Below are 18,143 nucleotides of genomic sequence, written 5' to 3' on the forward strand. Positions count from 1 at the left end.
CGGTAAATGTAGAAATGAATCAGCGCTACCTTTGCACTATGCAAGAGGCTGCTGTTGATACTGTTCAATTCTTGGTAAGCGATTCCGTTGGATTCGTTTCCGAGCTTGATTCAATCATGCCTGTTGAAATTGAGCCGCCTGTGGTGAGCTTGTTTGAAGGTCATATTCTGCAAGATCAACACCATTACGCTTATGAGAACAAGGTTGATCAAGGCAACACGTTCATGTTCGGCATCTTGTTCATTTGCGCTGCCATCATTGTTTATCTACAGCGGAGTTCAGAAGGTGTTTTCACCGATGTTTTGAAGGCAAGTTTCGATATGAATTTGGCCAATCAGGATGCACGGATTGAAAATGCACAACGTAGCAGAAACATGCTGCTCATACAGGTCATTTCCGCTATCTCCATAGCCGTTTTCATTACTGGTGTTTTACTGAAAATGGTTGGTGGCAGTCCGTCCGTGAGTAGCGTTTTCTTCAAGGTGTTCGGGTCATTGGTTGTTTTTGTTCTACTCAAACGAATTGTTCTTTGGTTTCTGGCATTACTGTTCGATCTGCACAGCGAGCTGCGTTTGCATCGTTTCAACCTCAGTATTCTGTTTGGAATTTCTGGTTTGATTTTACTTCCGCTTTCACTGCTTCTATTTTACAGTCCACAGATTCCTTTCAATGCGATCATTTACGTGGGTTCGGGCATTGGTCTTCTGTTCTATATCAAAGGTCTTCAGCGTGGTTTTTCAATTGCCTTGAGTTCTGTCGGAATATCAGCGCTTCATTTGTTTTATTACCTTTGCGCGCTCGAAATACTGCCTGCTTTTGTGCTGATTCGTTTAGCACAGAACATGTAGCGAAAAACCTTCCTCCGACCAATGGAAAAAGTAAAAAGTATCCTTGTTTCGCAACCGCAACCTGAAGGAGACAAAAACCCCTATTTCGACCTAGCTGAAAAACACAATCTGAAGATCGATTTCCGATCTTTTATCCACGTGGAAGGCGTAGAAGCCAAAGATTTTCGAACTCAAAAGATCAACATCCTCGATCATTCTGCTATCATTCTGACAAGTAAGAATGCGGCTGATCACTTCTTTCGCATCTGCGAAGAAACTAGAGTTACCGTGCCTGAGGGAATGAAGTATTTCTGCGTTTCGGAAGCCATTGCTTATTATCTTCAGAAATATGTGGTTTACCGCAAGCGCAAGATCTTTTTCGGAGGAAACACATTTCACGAACTGATTGAGGTGTTGAAAAAGCATAAAGGGGAAAATTTCCTTTTGCCTTGTATTGACGACCTGAAGCCTTCAATTCCAGAATCGTTGGACAACCATGGCATACAATACACCAAGGCCGTGATATACAAGACAGTATGCAGCGATCTTTCTGATCTTGCCGAAGTGAATTACGATGTCCTCGTGTTCTATAGCCCGACCGGAATCAAGTCGTTGTTTGAAAATTTCCCTGATTTCAAGCAGAATAAGACCCGAATTGCCGCCTTCGGGCCAACCACTATGCATGCCGTGAAAGAAAGACACTTGAAATTGGACATTGGCGCGCCAGTGCCGAATGCACCATCCATGACCATGGCCTTAGATCAATACATTACACAGGCGAACAAGAAAAAATAAGCCGCTTGTTAAAAATCTATAAGTGAAAGGGGCTTTGAATTCATCGCCCCTTTTTCTTTTCTAACTTCAACCAACCATGAGCAGATATACTTTCGGGAAGAAGGAAAAACTCTGTTCGAAATTGGTGATTGATGAGTTGTTCAAAACAGGAAAATCGTTCAAGGAATACCCGATACGCGTGATGTACTTGCCGCTTGCAACAAGCGACACGGCAGCCAAATTGCTGATATCAGTTCCGAAGAAACGCTTCAAAAAAGCCGTATCCAGAAACCACATAAAACGGTTGATACGGGAAACATATAGATTGAACAAACCAGATTTAATTGAAAAATGGCAGGACGAAGCAAAATATTTTGCCTTGGCATTTGTTTACATTGGCAACGAAATACCCGAATATGATGCCCTTAATAAGGTGATGAAGCGGGTTTTGGACAAATTGAAATCGATATCGAAATGAACATTCGAACAGTACTTAAGAAATTCCGAGCAGTTTTGATCATCATTCCTGTGGTGATGTTATCGCTTCTTACAAGCAGCTACGTTGATTCTTTCTTCGAGATCAGCAAGAACCTCGACATTTTCATTACGCTCTTTAAAGAGTTGAACCTTTATTATGTTGATGAGACCCAACCGGGAAACCTGATGGAAAAAGGCATTGACGGTATGTTGGAATCGCTCGATCCTTACACCACCTACATTCCCGAAACAGACATCGAAGATTATCGGTTTATGACCACAGGCCAATATGGTGGCATCGGGGCTTTGATCCGAAAAAAAGACAGCTTAGTAGTGGTTGCTGAACCATACGAGGATTTTCCAGCAATGAAAGCGGGCCTTTTGGCCGGAGATGTGATATTGGAAGTGAATGGAAAAACGACCGAAGGAAAATCAACTGGAGACATCAGTTCGGTTCTTAAGGGCCAACCTCAAACTGAAGTAAAGGTCAAAATCAAACGATTTGGTGTAGACAAACCGTTTGATGTGACCGTGGTCCGCGAAGAGATCAAGATCAAAAGTGTTCCTTATTCCAATATGCTTACCGAAGATATCGGCTACGTGAACCTTTCGAGTTTTACGGATAACTGCACAAAGGAAGTAAGTGATGCGATTCAGGAATTGCAAGGTCGAGGCATGAAAAAATTGGTGCTCGATCTTCGCGGTAATCCTGGAGGATTGCTGAATGAAGCAGTTGCGCTAAGCAACCTGTTTGTGCCAAAAGGCGAATTGATCGTAAGCACGAAAGGGAAAGTAAAAGAGTGGAACAAAGATTATAAGGCCACTCAAACTCCTCTTGATAAGGACATGCCTTTGGCGGTTCTGGTAAACAGCGGTTCCGCTTCCGCTTCTGAAATCGTTTCAGGAGTTATCCAAGATCTAGACCGCGGTGTGGTCATCGGACAACGGACTTTTGGTAAAGGATTGGTGCAAACCACTCGGCCACTCAGTTACAATTCTCAGCTAAAAGTGACCACGGCCAAATATTACATTCCGAGTGGACGATGTATTCAGGCTTTGGATTATTCGAATAGAAATGAAGACGGAAGTGTGGGAAAAGTGCCCGATTCCTTGATCACACTTTATCATACAAAAGCAGGACGTTTGGTATACGATGGCGGAGGAATAAACCCTGATATAGAAGTTGAACCATTAAAGCTTTCAGAGATCGCTTTCAGCCTTGGACTAAAAATGCTCTATTTCGATTTTGCCACCGAATATCGCTTTGCACACAAGGAAATTGCCCCGGTTCGTGAATTTGTGGTGGATGATGCGCTCTTGAAAGAATTTCAGGATTGGCTGGAAGCGAAGGAATTTGATTACACCACTGACAGCGAAATCGTGCTGAATAAGCTGAAAGAAGTGGCAGAAGAAGAGAAATATTTCAAACGTATTGAAGAAGAATATGCAGCCTTGGAAGCCAAAGTGAAGCACAACAAGACCAAGGATATGGAAGAATTTAAAGAGGAAGTGAAAGACCTGCTTCGCGGAGAGATCGTGTCTCGCTACTACCATCAGAAAGGAAGGATTGAAGCGATGCTTGAGGATGATGTGGATGTGATGAAGGCCAAAGAAATCCTGAACGACTCCGAACAATATCAGCGTATCCTTTCGGATGTGAGCGCTTCTAAATAATGGCTACTGATCAATAGTCTTAATGCTCAGGCTAACCGACATGCAACATCGGAACATCGCGTTCTGGGGCATGGCAATGATCGCGTTCGGATTGCCTGTTTCGGTCTTTCTGGTTAGCGTAGGAACTTTTGTTCTTGCCGGAAACTGGTTGCTCGAAGGACAATTTCAGAAACGACTTAAGCAATTCTTCTCCGATCCGCTTTCTCTCATACTGATTTCCATTTTCCTTATCCACCTAGTTGGAATGGCGTGGACAGAGAATTTTCAGATGGGACTTAAAGATCTGCGCATCAAGCTTCCGATTCTGCTCATGCCGCTACTGCTATTCACAACCAAACTTCCCGATAAACAGCGCCAGTATCAATTGCTACTGCTTTTCGTGGTTGGCTGCATCATCGGTTCTTTATTCGGAATGTTGCGGTATTTTCAATTGGGCGATAACGAAGTTCTGAACCATCGGAATCTTTCTGTTTTCATCTCGCACATCAGGTTTGGGTTGATGCTCACTCTAGCGTTTTTTATCCTAGCGTATTTCCTTTTTTCGAAATGGAGCGAATGGTCTGTTGCGGAGAAAATGATCTGTGCGGCTTCCATGATCTGGATTCTCGGATTTATGATTCTCTTGGAAGCGTTTACCGCATACTTCGCTTTCGCAGCCGTCTTGCTCTTTTCATCCATACGATTGCTCAGCAAACAATCGGGTCGATTACTTAAAATGGGGATTTGGGGCACCATCTTTCTTTTGATGATCGCATGCAGCGCTTACTTCCAATTTGTTTCGGACAATCACTTTCAAGAGATTCCATTCGACTATAGAACGCTGACCGTAAAAACAGCTAATGGAAATTACTACGCGCACCAAAAGGATGTGCTTTATCGCGAAAACGGCCATCGAGTTTGGAATTTCGTTTGCTTGGAAGAATTGAAGCAAGAATGGCCAACGAGAAGTAGCGTTGATTTTGAAGGAAACGACAAAAAAGGCCAACCCATCAAATTCACCGCCATCCGTTACCTAACATCTAAAGGATTGATGAAAGATTCCGTTGGAATCCATCAACTGAATTCCGAAGACATTGCGCTGATTGAACAGGGATATACCAACTGCAGATATGCCGATGGAATTGGCATAGCCGAACGCGTTGACCAACTACTCTGGGCATTTGAAGAATACTCATGGCATCAGAATGCAAATAACTCTTCCACATTGCAGCGATGGGTTTACCTCGAGGTCGGTTGGTCCATTTTTAAAGAACATGTCCTTTTCGGAGTAGGAACAGGAGATGTTATCAATGCTTACAGAGAATCTTACTCGATAGACGACCACGGATTAGAAGTACAATTTCAAGGCATTTCGCACAACCAGTTCCTTACGATAGCCATAGCACTTGGTGTTGTTGGATTTGGGTTTTTCCTCTTCGCGCTTATCTACCCGCTTTACCTTTATCGGCACGATTATCTGTACGTGGCATTCTTTATTCTAGTAATCGTTTCATTTCTAACTGATAACACATTTGACCGCCAGTCTGGCGTTACGCTCTTCGCATTCTTCAACTCATTCTTGATACTGAGGCGAGAGTTTGCGGAAACGAATTAGCGGAAAATTACGGTGCGTCCAAAAACAGCCCTGATATGGTTAGTTGAACTAGATTATTCGTTCCAGAATTCTGAACACGTTAGTTCCGCTGCCATTCTAATATGGATGGAAACGTCCATTTCGCCAATCACAACATGATTGTTTCAGACAAGCTCATACAAGACCCAAAACCAGTAGCTACTACCAAAAGGGAAATGGAAGCGGAGTTGGCGAGTTTGAATTAGAGTTTCAACAAAACGCCATTCTTTCTATAGATTTGGCGTGAATGTGATCAGGCAGCGGTGCGTAAGAATCTAAGTGCTTTGTTTCTAGGATTGATAGTTTCCTTCCTGTGCATTTCAATGGTAGAAATTGGATTGAGAAGCCTTCACCCATTGACCGCAGGAACGAATCACAACAAATTGTTCTGCCAATACGATTCGGCCTTAGGATGGAGTAAGATTCCAAACTTCCTTGGAGTGCATATAGGTGCAGAATACTCCGTTGAAGAACAGATCAATTCTCAAGGAATACGTGGGCCAGAATATTCCATCGAAAAGAAGCGTGACGAATATCGAATACTGATTCTTGGGGATTCATTTGCCGAAGGCTACATGGTTGAATTCAATGAGCTATTTTCTCAACAACTTAAGAACAGGTTGAGCAAGGAATATCCTGATAGGATAATTGAGGTGATCAATGCTGGCACTGGAGGCTATTCAACAGACCAGGAACTACTATGGCTTGAACAACAAGGAATCAATTACGCTCCTGACCTTGTCGTTCTGATGTTCTACCAGAATGATATTTGGTTCAATAGCCAAGGTTGGTACTACCGCGGGTATAAGCCATTCTTCAACTTGAAGAATGACACGTTAACCCTTCAAAATGTAACTGTGCCAAAACCCGACCTGAGCAATGAAAATGGGCAGAGTTTGTTGAAAGAACTCGAAATTTTCAAGCGTGGACAAATCGTTGCTTCCAAGTTGAAGTATCACTTGACAAAATCTCAATTTCCCAATCCGCTGAAAAATGCCATTCAAACGAAAAACATACCAAGCGAGTATTCGGTCTATAGAAAGGTCGGCAATTCGGAAGTGCAGAATGCTTGGGAAACGACTCGCCATCTGTTAGCAAAAATGAAACAGCTTACAGATAGCATCGGTTCTGAACTTCTCGTGTTCTACGTCAACCCACGAGAGGAACTTTATCCAGTTGTTTGGGAAAACATGCAAGCCACCTATGCACTTGCTGACACCACTTTTTCCGTGTCAACCCCTCGTGCCAAATTGGATCAGGTCTGTTCTCATGAGGGTTTACTACTCTACGATGCAACAACAGATCTTAAACACGCAAGAGATTCGATAAAAGAGCTGAATGAAATGCTTTTCTACACATTGGATGGCCATTGGAACCCGATTGGTAACGCCATTGTTGGAGAACTGCTACAGAAAAAAATAAGTGCCGAATACATCGCTATTCCTTGATAAGGTCTATTTCGAGTACCCGGATCTTCCGTTTCGAGCGCCCATTAGACAGTAATCAAAAAGATGGCGAACACTTTATCTTCGTGCGTTGTTTAAGGTTTAGAGAATAAAATGCGGTTTCCTTGGCTTATTTCATTGGTAACGTTGGGAATGAGTTTTGTGCTTGTTTCAAATGTCATTGCACAGGAAGGCGAAACCAAAAATCAAGACACTAAAATGAAAGTTGAAGTTTGGAGTGATGTGGTCTGTCCGTTCTGCTATATCGGCAAAACGCACTTTGACGAGGCCTTAGCACAGTTTGCAGACAAGGAAAATATTGAGTTCGTATGGAAGAGCTTTCAACTCAACCCGACCTTAAAAACCGATCTTGACCAAACGCTTTACGAGCACCTGTCGCAAAGCAAGGGGATTTCTGTGGAGCAGGCCAAAGGAATGGGTAATCATGCGGCACAAATGGGCGCGAGCGCAGGGCTACAACTCAACTTCGACCAGGCGGTTGTCGCCAATTCGTTCAACGCACATCGCCTCATTCATTTTGCCAAAGCAAATGGCCTGCAGCAAGAAATGAAGACGCGCTTGTTCAAGGCTTATTTCAGCGAAGGAAAGAACATTGACGACAACGAAACGCTTGTCAGTCTGGCAACAGAAATTGGCTTAGATGGCGCAGAAACAAAATCGGTTTTGGGAAGTGAAAAGTATGCTGAAGCTGTGAAGGCAGACATTCAAGAGTCGCAGCAATTGGGCGTTCGTGGCGTGCCGTTTTTCGTTTTCGATGGAAAGTATGCTGTTTCGGGCGCTCAAGATTCCAAAGCATTTTTAGAAACGCTGGAGAAATCGTTTTCTGAATGGAGACAGGCCAATCCACAAGTGGAATTGCAAGTGAGCGAAGGGCAAAATTGCACACCCGATAAGGTCTGCGACTAATCATCAGAGCTAAAATCACTCTCTCATGAAAACGATTGCTACCATTCTAGTTTTGCTCTTGGTACAGGCATTAAGTTTTGGACAATGCTCTTCGGTTGGTATACAGATATCATCTTCAGACACAAATCAAATTCAGCTATACCATGCAGGATTCTTTAACATGGATTCTGGTTACGCCAATATTTGCGAATGGGAAGTAACAACTTTTCAAGAAACAGTAGTTCATCAAGCCACAACATCTGGACAATGGGCAGATCAGTCTTTCAGTTTATTCAATCATTCTGTTCCAATAACCGACTCTATGCGAGTGACTTTGTTCATCACAAATCCAATTATTGGAATCACGTGCTCAGTTACGGATACGCTCTTTTGGGAAGAGACAGAAGTGTTGCCAGGTTCGTTCATCGGTAATTGGAGTGTTCTAGGCGATTATGTTGGAGAAGAAAATGAACTAATTACTTCTATCCTTTCCCTTCAAACAGGAAAAGAAATACAGATCGTACCTTCTTTGGTCACCGATTGGTTTACCATCAGAAATATTGATGGAAACCATTCAGTGGTCATATTCGACTCTATGGGCAAAAGGATATTGCATAGCTCCGCTTGCAGGCAACAAGCCATCAACGTGTCGTTCTTAAAAACTGGCATGTATTACATCCACGTTTACAATGGAAACGGTGATGTGATTGAAGTCCAGAAGATGATGAAAATGTAGGGTTCAGGCTACTTCGGCAAGTAATACGTATAGCCCACAATGACACTCAATCCGTGAACCACTGGGCTAAAATTCCTTTGTGTTGTGCCAACTAACGATTGTGCACTGATTGGTGCAGAAAAACTGATAGGCTGATTTTGCACTGCTGATTCGCCAAGCGTGTAGTTAAAGCCAAGTGCCATTTTGCTGTTGGTCCGTTTCCAGGTTATGCCGGTAGAAAAATGATATGAATTCCAAAAAGTTGTGTTGATGGATGCGGCAACATTTCTCTGCGAATCGAAATCAGTTGAATTAAAATCTGTTCTAAATGAAGCTAGAAAGTTGAACTTTTCGTTGATGGGTTGCTCTAGACCGATGGCCGCATTGACCACCATTCTAAGTTGATTGGTCTTTAAAAGCACGCTATCCACCGTTGCCCCACCGAAGGCTTGGGACGGGCGAACGGCAACCTCCTTGGTGTCGACAAAAACCGTGTACTGTTTAATGGGCAGGAACAACTCGGAGGTAAACATCAATCGCGTTCCCGATTTGAATTGATACTCATAGCCCAAGGCAAATGACCACGGCAAGCGATAATAGGCGTCTAATTTTCGATTCTGCCCTTCAACAATTACAGATGAATTGTTGATGACCGAGCCACCTGGCATGCGGTTCATGTTGTAAGCTAGGTCAGATGCGCTGGCGTTGGCTCTTCCCCACAGGCGGATACTGGTTGATGTTACCGTGAGACCCAACTTGTGACCGTTGTTCTGATAGGAAAATCCGAGTTTATACAACAGTCCAATGTGATTGATAACGCTGTTGTTCTCCAAAACGCGCTGGGCGGTGAAGCTGGCAGAATCTGCCGCCACATCCACACTTCGGTCTATGGACAAACGCGAATCGTTGTTCAAATAGGATATGAACTGGCTGATCCCGACAGCAAATTTGTCGTTGATCTTGTAGCCCAAACTCAGCGCACCCCATTGCTCAATATTGGAAAGCTCATATACGAAATTGGTCTTGTAATACTCAGTACCATCTCCCAGGTCGGTAATCTCAATCTGTTGTTCGGTAAGCAGGCTGATCTTCATCCGATTGCTGAAACGCGTCAGAATTCCGTAGCCTAACTTGAATTTCGGTGCCTTTTTCAAATTGATCATGCCAGAAATAATCTGCGGATAGATCAAGGTTTGAAAGGAAGTAAGGTCTTGTCCCGTTCCAGCTCCATTCTTCAGCTTCGCGAATTCGAAACCGTAAGCATTGGCGCTCACAGAAAGGTGTCCGTTCTCAATTCGTGCTAGCAATGCAGGATTATAATACAACGCACTATTGTCTGATGCACCGGCAACTACAGCACCTCCAAGCAAGGCAGATTGCGCTCCATATTGCTGCGCCCAATATTGATTCTGAGCTGTGATTGTACTAGCACCAAAAAACAAAACAAGGATGGTAAAAACGTTTTTCATGGTTTTAGAAATTCGATATTCCGTTTCAGCCCTTCAAACTTGGTTCGTTTTATAGCCGATTTCTGGAATACCTTTTTAAACACATCTTCGGTCAGTTCTTCCCAATCGCGTTTTGTCATGTCTAACATATCAGGATGCGGATTGAACTGAGGTTCTGAATGTGGTTTCGAGAAACGGTTCCACGGACAAACATCCTGACATACATCGCAGCCGAAGGCCCAATCGTCAAACTGGCCTTTCATCGCGTTTGGAATGGCTTCCTTTAATTCTATGGTGAAATAGGAAATACACTTGGAGCCATCAACCACATAAGGCGCCACGATGGCTTCGGTCGGACAGGCATCGATGCAGGCGGTGCAGGTGCCGCAATGGTCGCGGATGGGCTGATCTGGTTCTAATTCTATATCAAGAATCAACTCTCCAATGAAGAAGAACGAACCATTTTTCGGGTGAATGAGATTGGTATTCTTGCCAATCCAACCGAGACCAGATTTTGCTGCCCAGGCTTTGTCCATCACAGGCGCGCTATCCACAAACGCCCGGCCGTCTACTTCACCAATCGCTTGATTGATAAATTCAACCAACTCCTTGAGTTTGCCTTTGATCACATGATGATAATCTGCGCCATAGGCATACTTCGATATCTTCGGAGCAGTTGGGTCTTTCTGAGTTTGTTCCGGAAAATAATTGAGCAGAACGGTGATTATGCTCTTGGCACCATCCACCAATTTGGTGGGGTCCAAGCGCTTATCGAAATGATTGGCCATATAGCCCATTTCGCCATGCATCTTGGCATTGAGCCACTTTTCCAAACGAGGAGCCTCTTCCTCCAAAAAACCAGCTTTGGAGATGCCGCATTGCAGAAAGCCCAATCGTTGGGCTTCTTGTTTTATGAGCACTTCAGGTCTCATGCACGCGAAAAATTCATGCAAAGACGCAAAGACGCAAAGGGTCGGATTCTTAGAATAATAAAGATGCCGCTAAAGACCATTGACGATTCGCTGAATTCCGTCTTTTATGAGTCGCTCGTTAAAATTGATGAGCAAGCCCAATTTCAATCCTGTTAGCTTCAAGTAGGTTTGAAGTTGCTTCTGATGGACTGGTTGGATCTTATCAACCGATTTCAACTCAAGGATCACTTTACCATTGACAACAATATCAGCTTTAAACCCCGCTCCGAGTTTGATGCCATCCCATTCAATATCAATCGTTTTCTGACGTTCCACCTCTAGACCTTGGTTTACCAGCTCATATGCCAAAACCTCCTCATAAACGGATTCAAAAAGACCAGGCCCCATGCCCCGATGGATCGTATAGGAACAATCGACCACAATTCGAGCAATTTCATTCTCCGTCATCCTTCAAAAATAATCCTTCGCGTCTTTGCGCCTTTGCGAGAGCTGATCTTCGAGCTTGGCGAGAAACTCATTCGAATAATGTTCCTGATTTTCCAGGATTTACTTTGCCCAAATGCTCATACGCTCGTTCTGTTGCCTGCCTTCCTCTTGGTGTTCGGCTGAGATAGCCTTCCATAATGAGGAATGGTTCGTATACCTCCTCAATGGTTCCTGCTTCTTCACCAACTGCTGTGGCAATCGTAGTCAATCCAACAGGTCCACCTTTGAACTTTTCGATGATGGTTCGTAGAATGCGGTTATCCATTTCATCCAATCCGTGCTTGTCTACATTCAAAGCGTCTAGCGCAAACTGCGTAATGTCCTTATCGATTGTTCCATTGCCTTTGATCTGCGCAAAATCGCGCACACGCCTCAAAAGCGCATTGGTAATCCGTGGTGTACCTCGGCTTCTACGTGCAATCTCGTAAGCTGCATTTTCCTGAATTGGAACATCCAGAATGCCAGCAGAGCGCTTCACAATTCCGGCCAGCACATTGGCATCATAATATTCCAACCGAGCTGTAATTCCAAAACGGGCGCGGAGTGGAGATGTCAACAATCCGGAACGGGTGGTAGCGCCCACCAAGGTAAAAGGGTTAAGATTGATCTGCACCGAGCGTGCATTCGGCCCCGTTTCAATCATGATATCAATGCGGTAATCTTCCATAGCGGAGTAGAGATATTCTTCCACCACAGGACTCAATCGGTGTATCTCATCAATGAACAGGACATCGTTGGGCTCAAGGCTGGTGAGCAGTCCGGCCAGATCGCCTGGTTTATCAAGCACAGGTCCTGATGTCAATTTCAAACTTACTCCAAGATCATTGGCAATGATGTTGGCCAAAGTGGTCTTTCCCAATCCCGGAGGCCCGTGAAGAAGCACGTGATCCAACGCCTCATCGCGTTGCTTAGCTGCCTTCACAAAGATCTTCAGGTTCTCTACCACCTTATCCTGTCCGCTGAATTCACTGAAGCCCACAGGACGGAGTGCTCTTTCCGTCTCACGGTCAACGGGTAATTGTCCTTCTTGGCTTGGGTCGAGATTCTGATTCATGTTCCAAATGTAGAGATTGAAGCCTTGACAAGCTTAGGAAAGAATACGAAGATTTACATAGTTTCAGCAACGAGTGTTGGTGCTATATTTGTCGCAATAGCCACATAACCAAAATTTAAAAAAATGAAAATGAAATCGATTTTATCCCTGTCACTTGCAATTTGCTTTGCAGTTGGCGCTTCTGCTCAGAAATTGTCGTTGAAGAAAGGTTCTTTCAAAGCTCTTTCTGGAGAGAAAAACGTGAATGTTGTTTACGTGTATGACGACATGAATGTTGGAACTGGAAAACGTGAAATGAAAGAAACAGACTACGTTGCCAAGAAAGTTGCTGAATACAACGAGAAAGAGGCTGGACGTGGAGATAGTTGGGCAAAGGCCTGGGTTGCTGACCGCGAAGGACGCTTTCAAGGAAAATTTGAGCAATTGTTCAATAAAGGAATGAGCAAGTTAGGATTGACCATTGGTACTGGACGTTCTGATGCTAAATACACGCTAATTGTTCACACAACCATGACAGAACCAGGTTTCAGCGTTCCTATGGTGATGACCATTCCTTCTGACATCAACCTAAAAATTTCTTTGGTCGAAACCGGTTCTGAAACAGCTCTTGGAGAAATGGAGCTTATCGGTTCACCAGGTAATGCATTTAACGGAGCTGCGTGGGATACCGGAATGCGAATTCAAGAGTCTTATGCAAAAGCTGGAAAAGAGTTTGCAAAATGGCTTCCTGGAAAAGGAATGAAATAAAATTGACTAAAAATTAATCGTTCGTAACGGGCGGCCATGTGGCCGCCCGTTCTTATTTAACACTATTTACAACGCCTTTAAAAATCCCCATTGTTGGGTTTTCTATATTTGACCTCCTTAAAAAATCATAAACGAATGAAGCGTATTTATCTAGTAGCAGTTGCCGGACTCCTTTTTTCAGCTTGCGGCCCTGCAAATCAGACCAAACTTCCAGAAGGCGTTAAGCTTGTGGAAAAGGTCGAAAAGTCCGAATCGGGTCTATCTGTTCCGTACGAAAAGTATGTTTTGGACAATGGTCTACAGGTAATTATTCACGAAGATCACTCTGACCCTATCGTTCATGTGGACGTGACCTACCACGTAGGTTCTGCCCGCGAAGAGCCAGGACGCTCAGGCTTTGCCCACTTCTTTGAGCATATGATGTTCCAAGGATCGGACAATGTGGCTGACGAAGAGCATTTCAAAACGGTTTCCGAATCGGGAGGAACCTTGAACGGAACAACCAATAAAGACAGAACCAACTATTTCGAGACCCTTCCAAGCAATCAGTTGGAAAGAGCGCTTTGGTTGGAGGCAGACAGGATGGGATTCCTTTTGGATGCCGTTACACAGGAAAAATTCGAAGTGCAACGTGCCACGGTTAAGAACGAGCGTGGACAGAGCTACGATAACCGTCCGTACGGATTGGTTGGCGAAAAGGTAATGCAAGCGCAATATCCGCAAACACATCCTTACAACTGGCCAACCATCGGCTACTTGGAAGATCTGGACAATGCTGATGTGGATGACCTCAAACGTTTCTTTATGAGATGGTACGGACCGAACAATGCTGCACTTACAGTAGCCGGAGACGTCAATCCATCGGAAGTACTTGAGTTGGTTAAGAAATACTACGGAACCATACCTCGCGGAACAGAAGTAGTGGCCGATAAACAGGAGCGCGTTGTTCTAACTGAAGACAGATACATTTCCTACGGAGACAACATCCGTTTCCCATTGATCCAATTCTCATATTCTACCGTGCCGAACTACCATGCTGATGAAGCTCCGTTGGATGTGCTTTCTGATATTCTTGGTGGAAGCGAAAACTCCCTTTTCTACAAGAATTTCCAGAAAAGCCAAGTGGCCATTCAGGCCTCTGTGCAGCATCCTTGCCAAGAATTGGCAGGGCAATTTCAGCTATCTGTTCTTCCTTACCCTGGAAAAACCTTGGCTGAAATGGAAGAGGGCATTCGCTCCACATTGAAAGAGTTTGAAGAAAGAGGCGTGAACGAGGATGACCTGAAACGCTTCAAATCGAGCATGGAAAGCCAAATGATAAGCCGTTTGGAGACCGTTTCTGGAAAAGCCTCCACCTTGGCCGGCTATCAGTATGTAATGAACAATCCAAACTATGTGGGCACCGACCTACAGCGCTATATGGATGTAACGGCTGAAGATATCATGCGCGTTTACAACACCTACATCAAAGATCAGCATCCGGTTATTCTGAGCGTCTATCCGAACGGACAGCCAGAACTGGTTGCCAAGCCAGATAATTTCGTTTATGTGAGAGATACCACCTTGGAGGCCAACATGGCCCAATACGAAGGTTTGGCATATCACAAACCAAGCAAAGAAGAGGACGGATTTGACCGAAGCGTGAAGCCAGCATCTGGCCCAAGCCCTGTGATCAACGTTCCTGATTATTGGAAAGAGGATTTCGACAACGGATTGAAAGTGATCGGGGCCAAAAACGATGAGATCCCTAAGGTTTACCTTAGAATTGGTGTGAAAGCAGGACACCGATACGAAGACCCAGCAAAAGCCGGTATTGCCAGTCTTTTCGGATCCATGATGGCCGGAACAACAGAAAGCTATACAACAGAAGAACTATCGGGCGAACTGGAAAAACTAGGTAGTTCCATTGATGTGTATGCCGGAGACGAAGAGATTGTGGTGAACGTGAGCTCATTGACAAAAAACCTGGATGCAACCTTGAAATTGCTTGAAGAGGTGATGATGAAGCCAAAATTCACTGAAGACGATTTTAACCGCGAGAAATTCTCTCAAATGGAATCCATCGCCAATCAGGTAAACGAACCTACATCCTTGGCCGAAAATGAATTCTCAGAGGTCTTGTATGGCAAAGGTCACATTATGGCCATCTCTTCCATGGGAACTGAAAACAGCCTTGGTGGTGTTACGCTTACCGATGTGCAGGATTATTACACTTCGCACTTTGCGCCTAATATTTCCAATCTGGTGATCGTGGGCGATCTTGAGAAAGAAGCCATACTGGGCAAACTGGCATTCCTCAAGGCGTGGGAGAAGAAAGATGTGGTGTTTCCTACCGAACCGGCCACCCCGGAAGCAGGCGCTACCAAGATCTATCTGGTAGATAAGCCTGATGCTGCGCAATCAGAGATCCGAATGGGATACCTATCCATGCCATACGATGCAACTGGAGATTACTACAAGGCCAAGTTGATGAACTTTAACCTTGGTGGCAATTTCAATAGCCGTCTTACACAGAAACTTCGTGAAGAGAAAGGCTGGACCTATGGTTCTTACACATACTTCAGCGGAAGCGAACACAAAGGCCCTTTTACGGCCGGTGGCGCGTTTAAACGTGAGGCTACAGACAGTGCCGTGGCTGAGTTCATTGATCAGTTCAAAAACTTTGCAGAGAACGGAGTAACGGAAGAGGAACTCACATTCCTCAAAAGCTCCATTGGGCAGCAAGATGCATTGAAGTATGAAGCAGGATACCAGAAAACCGGATTCTTGAACACCATCCTGCGTTTTGGGCTGGATGCCAACTACACCGATAAGCAGAACGAGATCCTTAAAAACCTAAGCAAGGAAGATGTTGATGCACTTGCTGCTAAATACATCGACCCAAGCAAAATGGCCATAGTGGTTGTGGGCGATAAGAAGACCATTTACGAAGGGCTGAGCAAATTGCCTTACGAAATAGAGGTGGTTAACCTAAGCGTAGATGTAGCGAAGGATTAAGTTCCACTAGATTGTATCTTAGAAAGCCGCTCCGAAGTGTCTCAGGGCGGCTTTCTTTGTTTACGCAGGGCCGAGAAAACAGACAGATTTCCTGACTGCTTAGGTTCTGCTCTGGTATAAATTAGATTTCACCCTTTTCATGCCTGATACGTCTACCCTGAGGCAATATTGTAACAATCATTGCTTGATTCGTCTCCGCAGTAATCACGTCCAAAGTTACATAGACCGATCTGTCTCCTGTCGGAAAGTAAATACATAAAAAAGGCCCCGAATCGGGGCCTTTTTCACTAATTCTCAAATCTGTGAATTCTATCTGAATAGTACAGACGCAGTTCCTATCAAAGCATTATCAACATATATCTCCACGGTGTGTTTTCCAGCTTCAAATCCTGAAGAAGGTGCAACGTAGTACATACAGATATCCGGAACTTGTTTATTTGCATACTCCACGTCTTTAGATTGACTGTAAGTCATCATTCCGCCTTCGAATTCAAACTCTTCGCCTCGGCCTGAAGTCAAAACCTTACCGTCTGGACCAACAATTCTAACGTAGATTGTCTTGGTTCCAGGTTTAGTGATAGGGTTTTCGCTTAGCGTGAAACAAGTTCTAAGCTTCTCAACTTTGTCGCCTTTATTATTCACTTTATCCTTCTTGCCTCGAACTCCTTCTACAGTGATCTGATACGCAGTAAGAACAGAACCCATCGCCACTTTATTAGCCAAATTCATGTTCTCATTTGTGAGTTCCTTATTCAGTCCAGTCTGTTTTGTGAATTCGCCTTCTAAGTTTCCATATTGGCCTTGAAGAGAGTCGTGCGCTGCATAAAGACTGTCATACTTGGCTTCCATGCTCTCGTATTTTTCATTCATGGCTTTTAGCTGACTTCTATACCATGCCAATTTTCCAGCATCGCCCTTATATTTCTCCACGTCAGCTTTCAACGCAAGAATCTGTTGACGCTGTTGCTCCAACTCTTCTGATAACTGGCCATTTTCTTCTTCTAGACCAGAGTATTTCCCAAGAAGTTCGTCCAACTCAGCGGTAAGCTCATCTCGCTCCACCGTCAACTGTTGTTTTTCAACCGTAAGTTGGTCATTAGCAGCTTTTTGTTCAAACAGTTGCCAGCCGAGAACACCGGACAACAATAGTAGAATAACTGCCAAGATGAGAAATACGCGATTGCTTTGGGTTTTTTCCTTGTCTTCCATTATCGGTCGAAGTGGTTAGTGCTAATAGGTTTGTGCGCTAAAGTATAAAATTCAAGTAACTTGAAACCCTTTAGTAACAACGGTTTCAGGCTTTGCAACATTTATTCGACAGGGTGATTTCAATCGTAAACGATGTGATAGAATTGTTCTATCCGCGAATTTGCGGTGGCTGCAATTCCCATCTCATGAAACACGAACAAAACCTCTGTTTACCATGCTTGACCAAGCTTCCAAAAACATATTATTGGGACTATGATGTAAACCCGGTTGAAAAATTGTTTTGGGGACGGATAAAGGTCAATTCGGCATGTTCATTTCTTCATTTCATTAAACTTTCGCCTACCCAAAAGATGTTGCATCGGCTGAAATACGAGAATAAGACAGGGATCGGAGTAGAGTTAGGAAGGAGCTTTGCGGTTATTCTGAAAGAAAAGAAATGGTTTAGCGATGCCGATCTAATCGTACCTGTTCCACTCCATCCAAGCAAGGAAATGCGTAGAGGATACAATCAGAGTGCGCACATCGCAAACGGAATGGGTGATGTGCTAGGTTTAAAAGTGCAGAGCCGAGCATTAACGCGAACAGTGGCTTCAAAAAGCCAAACCAAAAAAGCAAGATTTGAACGCGTTGAAAATGTGAAACAAGTGTTTAAGATTAGCAAGCGCTACGATCTCAAAGGCAAAAATGTGCTGCTGGTAGATGATGTGGTAACCACTGGCGCTACACTGGAGGCAGCAGGGAAATGCCTGTTGGAAGCTGGCGTGGCGCGCCTTTACATAGCAACTGTAGCCTGTGCTTGAGTGTCTTTCGCCCAATTTGCATTCGTTGGCAATTGTTACA

At 44.2% G+C, this 18,143-nt stretch carries 16 protein-coding genes; 11 read left to right on the forward strand and 5 right to left on the reverse strand.

The window, feature by feature from the left end; genetic code table 11:
• Window positions 1-14 precede the first annotated feature (14 nt).
• From K9J17_00050 to K9J17_00085, 8 genes are all read left to right on the forward strand, one after another.
• Window positions 15-848 (forward strand): DUF4271 domain-containing protein, encoded by an 834-nt coding sequence (locus K9J17_00050; protein MCF8275095.1) that lies wholly within the window; start codon window positions 15-17, stop codon window positions 846-848.
• A 21-nt stretch (window positions 849-869) separates the two neighbouring features.
• The gene (locus K9J17_00055) at window positions 870-1,622 is read left to right on the forward strand and encodes a uroporphyrinogen-III synthase (protein MCF8275096.1); all 753 of its coding nucleotides are present in this window, start codon (window positions 870-872) and stop codon (window positions 1,620-1,622) included.
• A gap of 76 nt (window positions 1,623-1,698) precedes the next feature.
• On the forward strand, window positions 1,699-2,079 hold the full coding sequence (gene rnpA, locus K9J17_00060) for a ribonuclease P protein component (GenBank protein MCF8275097.1): 381 nt from the start codon (window positions 1,699-1,701) through the stop codon (window positions 2,077-2,079).
• A 56-nt stretch (window positions 2,080-2,135) separates the two neighbouring features.
• Window positions 2,136-3,752, forward strand: a complete 1,617-nt coding sequence (locus tag K9J17_00065) for a S41 family peptidase (protein ID MCF8275098.1) — start codon at window positions 2,136-2,138, stop codon at window positions 3,750-3,752.
• Window positions 3,753-3,774: 22 nt separating this feature from the next.
• Window positions 3,775-5,346 (forward strand): O-antigen ligase family protein, encoded by a 1,572-nt coding sequence (locus K9J17_00070; GenBank protein ID MCF8275099.1) that lies wholly within the window; start codon window positions 3,775-3,777, stop codon window positions 5,344-5,346.
• A gap of 356 nt (window positions 5,347-5,702) precedes the next feature.
• Window positions 5,703-6,812: an SGNH/GDSL hydrolase family protein gene (locus K9J17_00075; GenBank protein MCF8275100.1), complete on the forward strand. Its 1,110-nt coding sequence runs from the start codon at window positions 5,703-5,705 to the stop codon at window positions 6,810-6,812.
• Between the two features lie 216 nt (window positions 6,813-7,028).
• Window positions 7,029-7,736, forward strand: a complete 708-nt coding sequence (locus K9J17_00080) for a DsbA family oxidoreductase (GenBank protein ID MCF8275101.1) — start codon at window positions 7,029-7,031, stop codon at window positions 7,734-7,736.
• Window positions 7,737-7,761: 25 nt separating this feature from the next.
• Window positions 7,762-8,451 carry a T9SS type A sorting domain-containing protein gene (locus K9J17_00085; protein ID MCF8275102.1) on the forward strand — a complete coding sequence of 230 codons (690 nt, stop codon included), beginning with the start codon at window positions 7,762-7,764 and terminating at the stop codon, window positions 8,449-8,451.
• Between the two features lie 8 nt (window positions 8,452-8,459).
• On the opposite strand, the gene K9J17_00090 is transcribed toward K9J17_00085, so the two are convergent.
• The 4 genes from K9J17_00090 to ruvB form a co-directional block, all read right to left on the reverse strand.
• Window positions 8,460-9,899, reverse strand: coding sequence for an outer membrane protein transport protein (locus K9J17_00090; GenBank protein MCF8275103.1), 1,440 nt, complete (start codon window positions 9,897-9,899; stop codon window positions 8,460-8,462).
• The gene (gene queG / locus K9J17_00095; GenBank protein ID MCF8275104.1) at window positions 9,896-10,810 is read right to left on the reverse strand and encodes a tRNA epoxyqueuosine(34) reductase QueG; all 915 of its coding nucleotides are present in this window, start codon (window positions 10,808-10,810) and stop codon (window positions 9,896-9,898) included. The genes K9J17_00090 and queG overlap by 4 nt, the downstream gene beginning before the upstream one ends.
• Window positions 10,811-10,879: 69 nt before the next feature.
• Entirely contained in the window at window positions 10,880-11,257 is a 378-nt protein-coding gene (locus K9J17_00100) for a GxxExxY protein (protein MCF8275105.1), read from the reverse strand.
• Between the two features lie 67 nt (window positions 11,258-11,324).
• Window positions 11,325-12,350: a Holliday junction branch migration DNA helicase RuvB gene (gene ruvB, locus K9J17_00105; protein MCF8275106.1), complete on the reverse strand. Its 1,026-nt coding sequence runs from the start codon at window positions 12,348-12,350 to the stop codon at window positions 11,325-11,327.
• Window positions 12,351-12,479: 129 nt separating this feature from the next.
• On the opposite strand from ruvB, the gene K9J17_00110 reads away from it, so the two are divergent.
• Complete coding sequence (locus K9J17_00110) at window positions 12,480-13,097, forward strand: hypothetical protein (protein ID MCF8275107.1); 618 nt, start codon at window positions 12,480-12,482, stop codon at window positions 13,095-13,097.
• A gap of 135 nt (window positions 13,098-13,232) precedes the next feature.
• Window positions 13,233-16,094, forward strand: a complete 2,862-nt coding sequence (locus tag K9J17_00115) for an insulinase family protein (protein MCF8275108.1) — start codon at window positions 13,233-13,235, stop codon at window positions 16,092-16,094.
• A gap of 309 nt (window positions 16,095-16,403) precedes the next feature.
• Here K9J17_00115 and K9J17_00120 read toward each other — a convergent pair whose 3' ends face one another.
• Window positions 16,404-17,303, reverse strand: coding sequence for a hypothetical protein (locus tag K9J17_00120; GenBank protein ID MCF8275109.1), 900 nt, complete (start codon window positions 17,301-17,303; stop codon window positions 16,404-16,406).
• A 185-nt stretch (window positions 17,304-17,488) separates the two neighbouring features.
• Between K9J17_00120 and K9J17_00125 the strand changes: the two genes are divergently transcribed.
• Window positions 17,489-18,103 carry a hypothetical protein gene (locus K9J17_00125; protein ID MCF8275110.1) on the forward strand — a complete coding sequence of 205 codons (615 nt, stop codon included), beginning with the start codon at window positions 17,489-17,491 and terminating at the stop codon, window positions 18,101-18,103.
• Window positions 18,104-18,143 lie beyond the last annotated feature (40 nt).

It is taken from the genome of Flavobacteriales bacterium, from assembly GCA_021739695.1.
Taxonomy (GTDB): Bacteria; Bacteroidota; Bacteroidia; order UBA10329; family UBA10329; genus UBA10329.

Bases quoted from the DNA above. Each gene is read 5' to 3' on its own strand.
- K9J17_00050 (MCF8275095.1), top strand. From the start codon at position 15: ATGAATCAGCGCTACCTTTGCACTATGCAAGAGGCTGCTGTTGATACT.
- K9J17_00055 (MCF8275096.1), top strand. From the start codon at position 870: ATGGAAAAAGTAAAAAGTATCCTTGTTTCGCAACCGCAACCTGAAGGA.
- rnpA (MCF8275097.1), top strand. From the start codon at position 1,699: ATGAGCAGATATACTTTCGGGAAGAAGGAAAAACTCTGTTCGAAATTG.
- K9J17_00065 (MCF8275098.1), top strand. From the start codon at position 2,136: ATGTTATCGCTTCTTACAAGCAGCTACGTTGATTCTTTCTTCGAGATC.
- K9J17_00070 (MCF8275099.1), top strand. From the start codon at position 3,775: ATGCTCAGGCTAACCGACATGCAACATCGGAACATCGCGTTCTGGGGC.
- K9J17_00080 (MCF8275101.1), top strand. From the start codon at position 7,029: ATGAAAGTTGAAGTTTGGAGTGATGTGGTCTGTCCGTTCTGCTATATC.
- K9J17_00085 (MCF8275102.1), top strand. From the start codon at position 7,762: ATGAAAACGATTGCTACCATTCTAGTTTTGCTCTTGGTACAGGCATTA.
- K9J17_00090 (MCF8275103.1), bottom strand. From the start codon at position 9,899: ATGAAAAACGTTTTTACCATCCTTGTTTTGTTTTTTGGTGCTAGTACA.
- queG (MCF8275104.1), bottom strand. From the start codon at position 10,810: ATGAGACCTGAAGTGCTCATAAAACAAGAAGCCCAACGATTGGGCTTT.
- K9J17_00100 (MCF8275105.1), bottom strand. From the start codon at position 11,257: ATGACGGAGAATGAAATTGCTCGAATTGTGGTCGATTGTTCCTATACG.
- ruvB (MCF8275106.1), bottom strand. From the start codon at position 12,350: ATGAATCAGAATCTCGACCCAAGCCAAGAAGGACAATTACCCGTTGAC.
- K9J17_00110 (MCF8275107.1), top strand. From the start codon at position 12,480: ATGAAATCGATTTTATCCCTGTCACTTGCAATTTGCTTTGCAGTTGGC.
- K9J17_00115 (MCF8275108.1), top strand. From the start codon at position 13,233: ATGAAGCGTATTTATCTAGTAGCAGTTGCCGGACTCCTTTTTTCAGCT.
- K9J17_00120 (MCF8275109.1), bottom strand. From the start codon at position 17,303: ATGGAAGACAAGGAAAAAACCCAAAGCAATCGCGTATTTCTCATCTTG.
- K9J17_00125 (MCF8275110.1), top strand. From the start codon at position 17,489: ATGAAACACGAACAAAACCTCTGTTTACCATGCTTGACCAAGCTTCCA.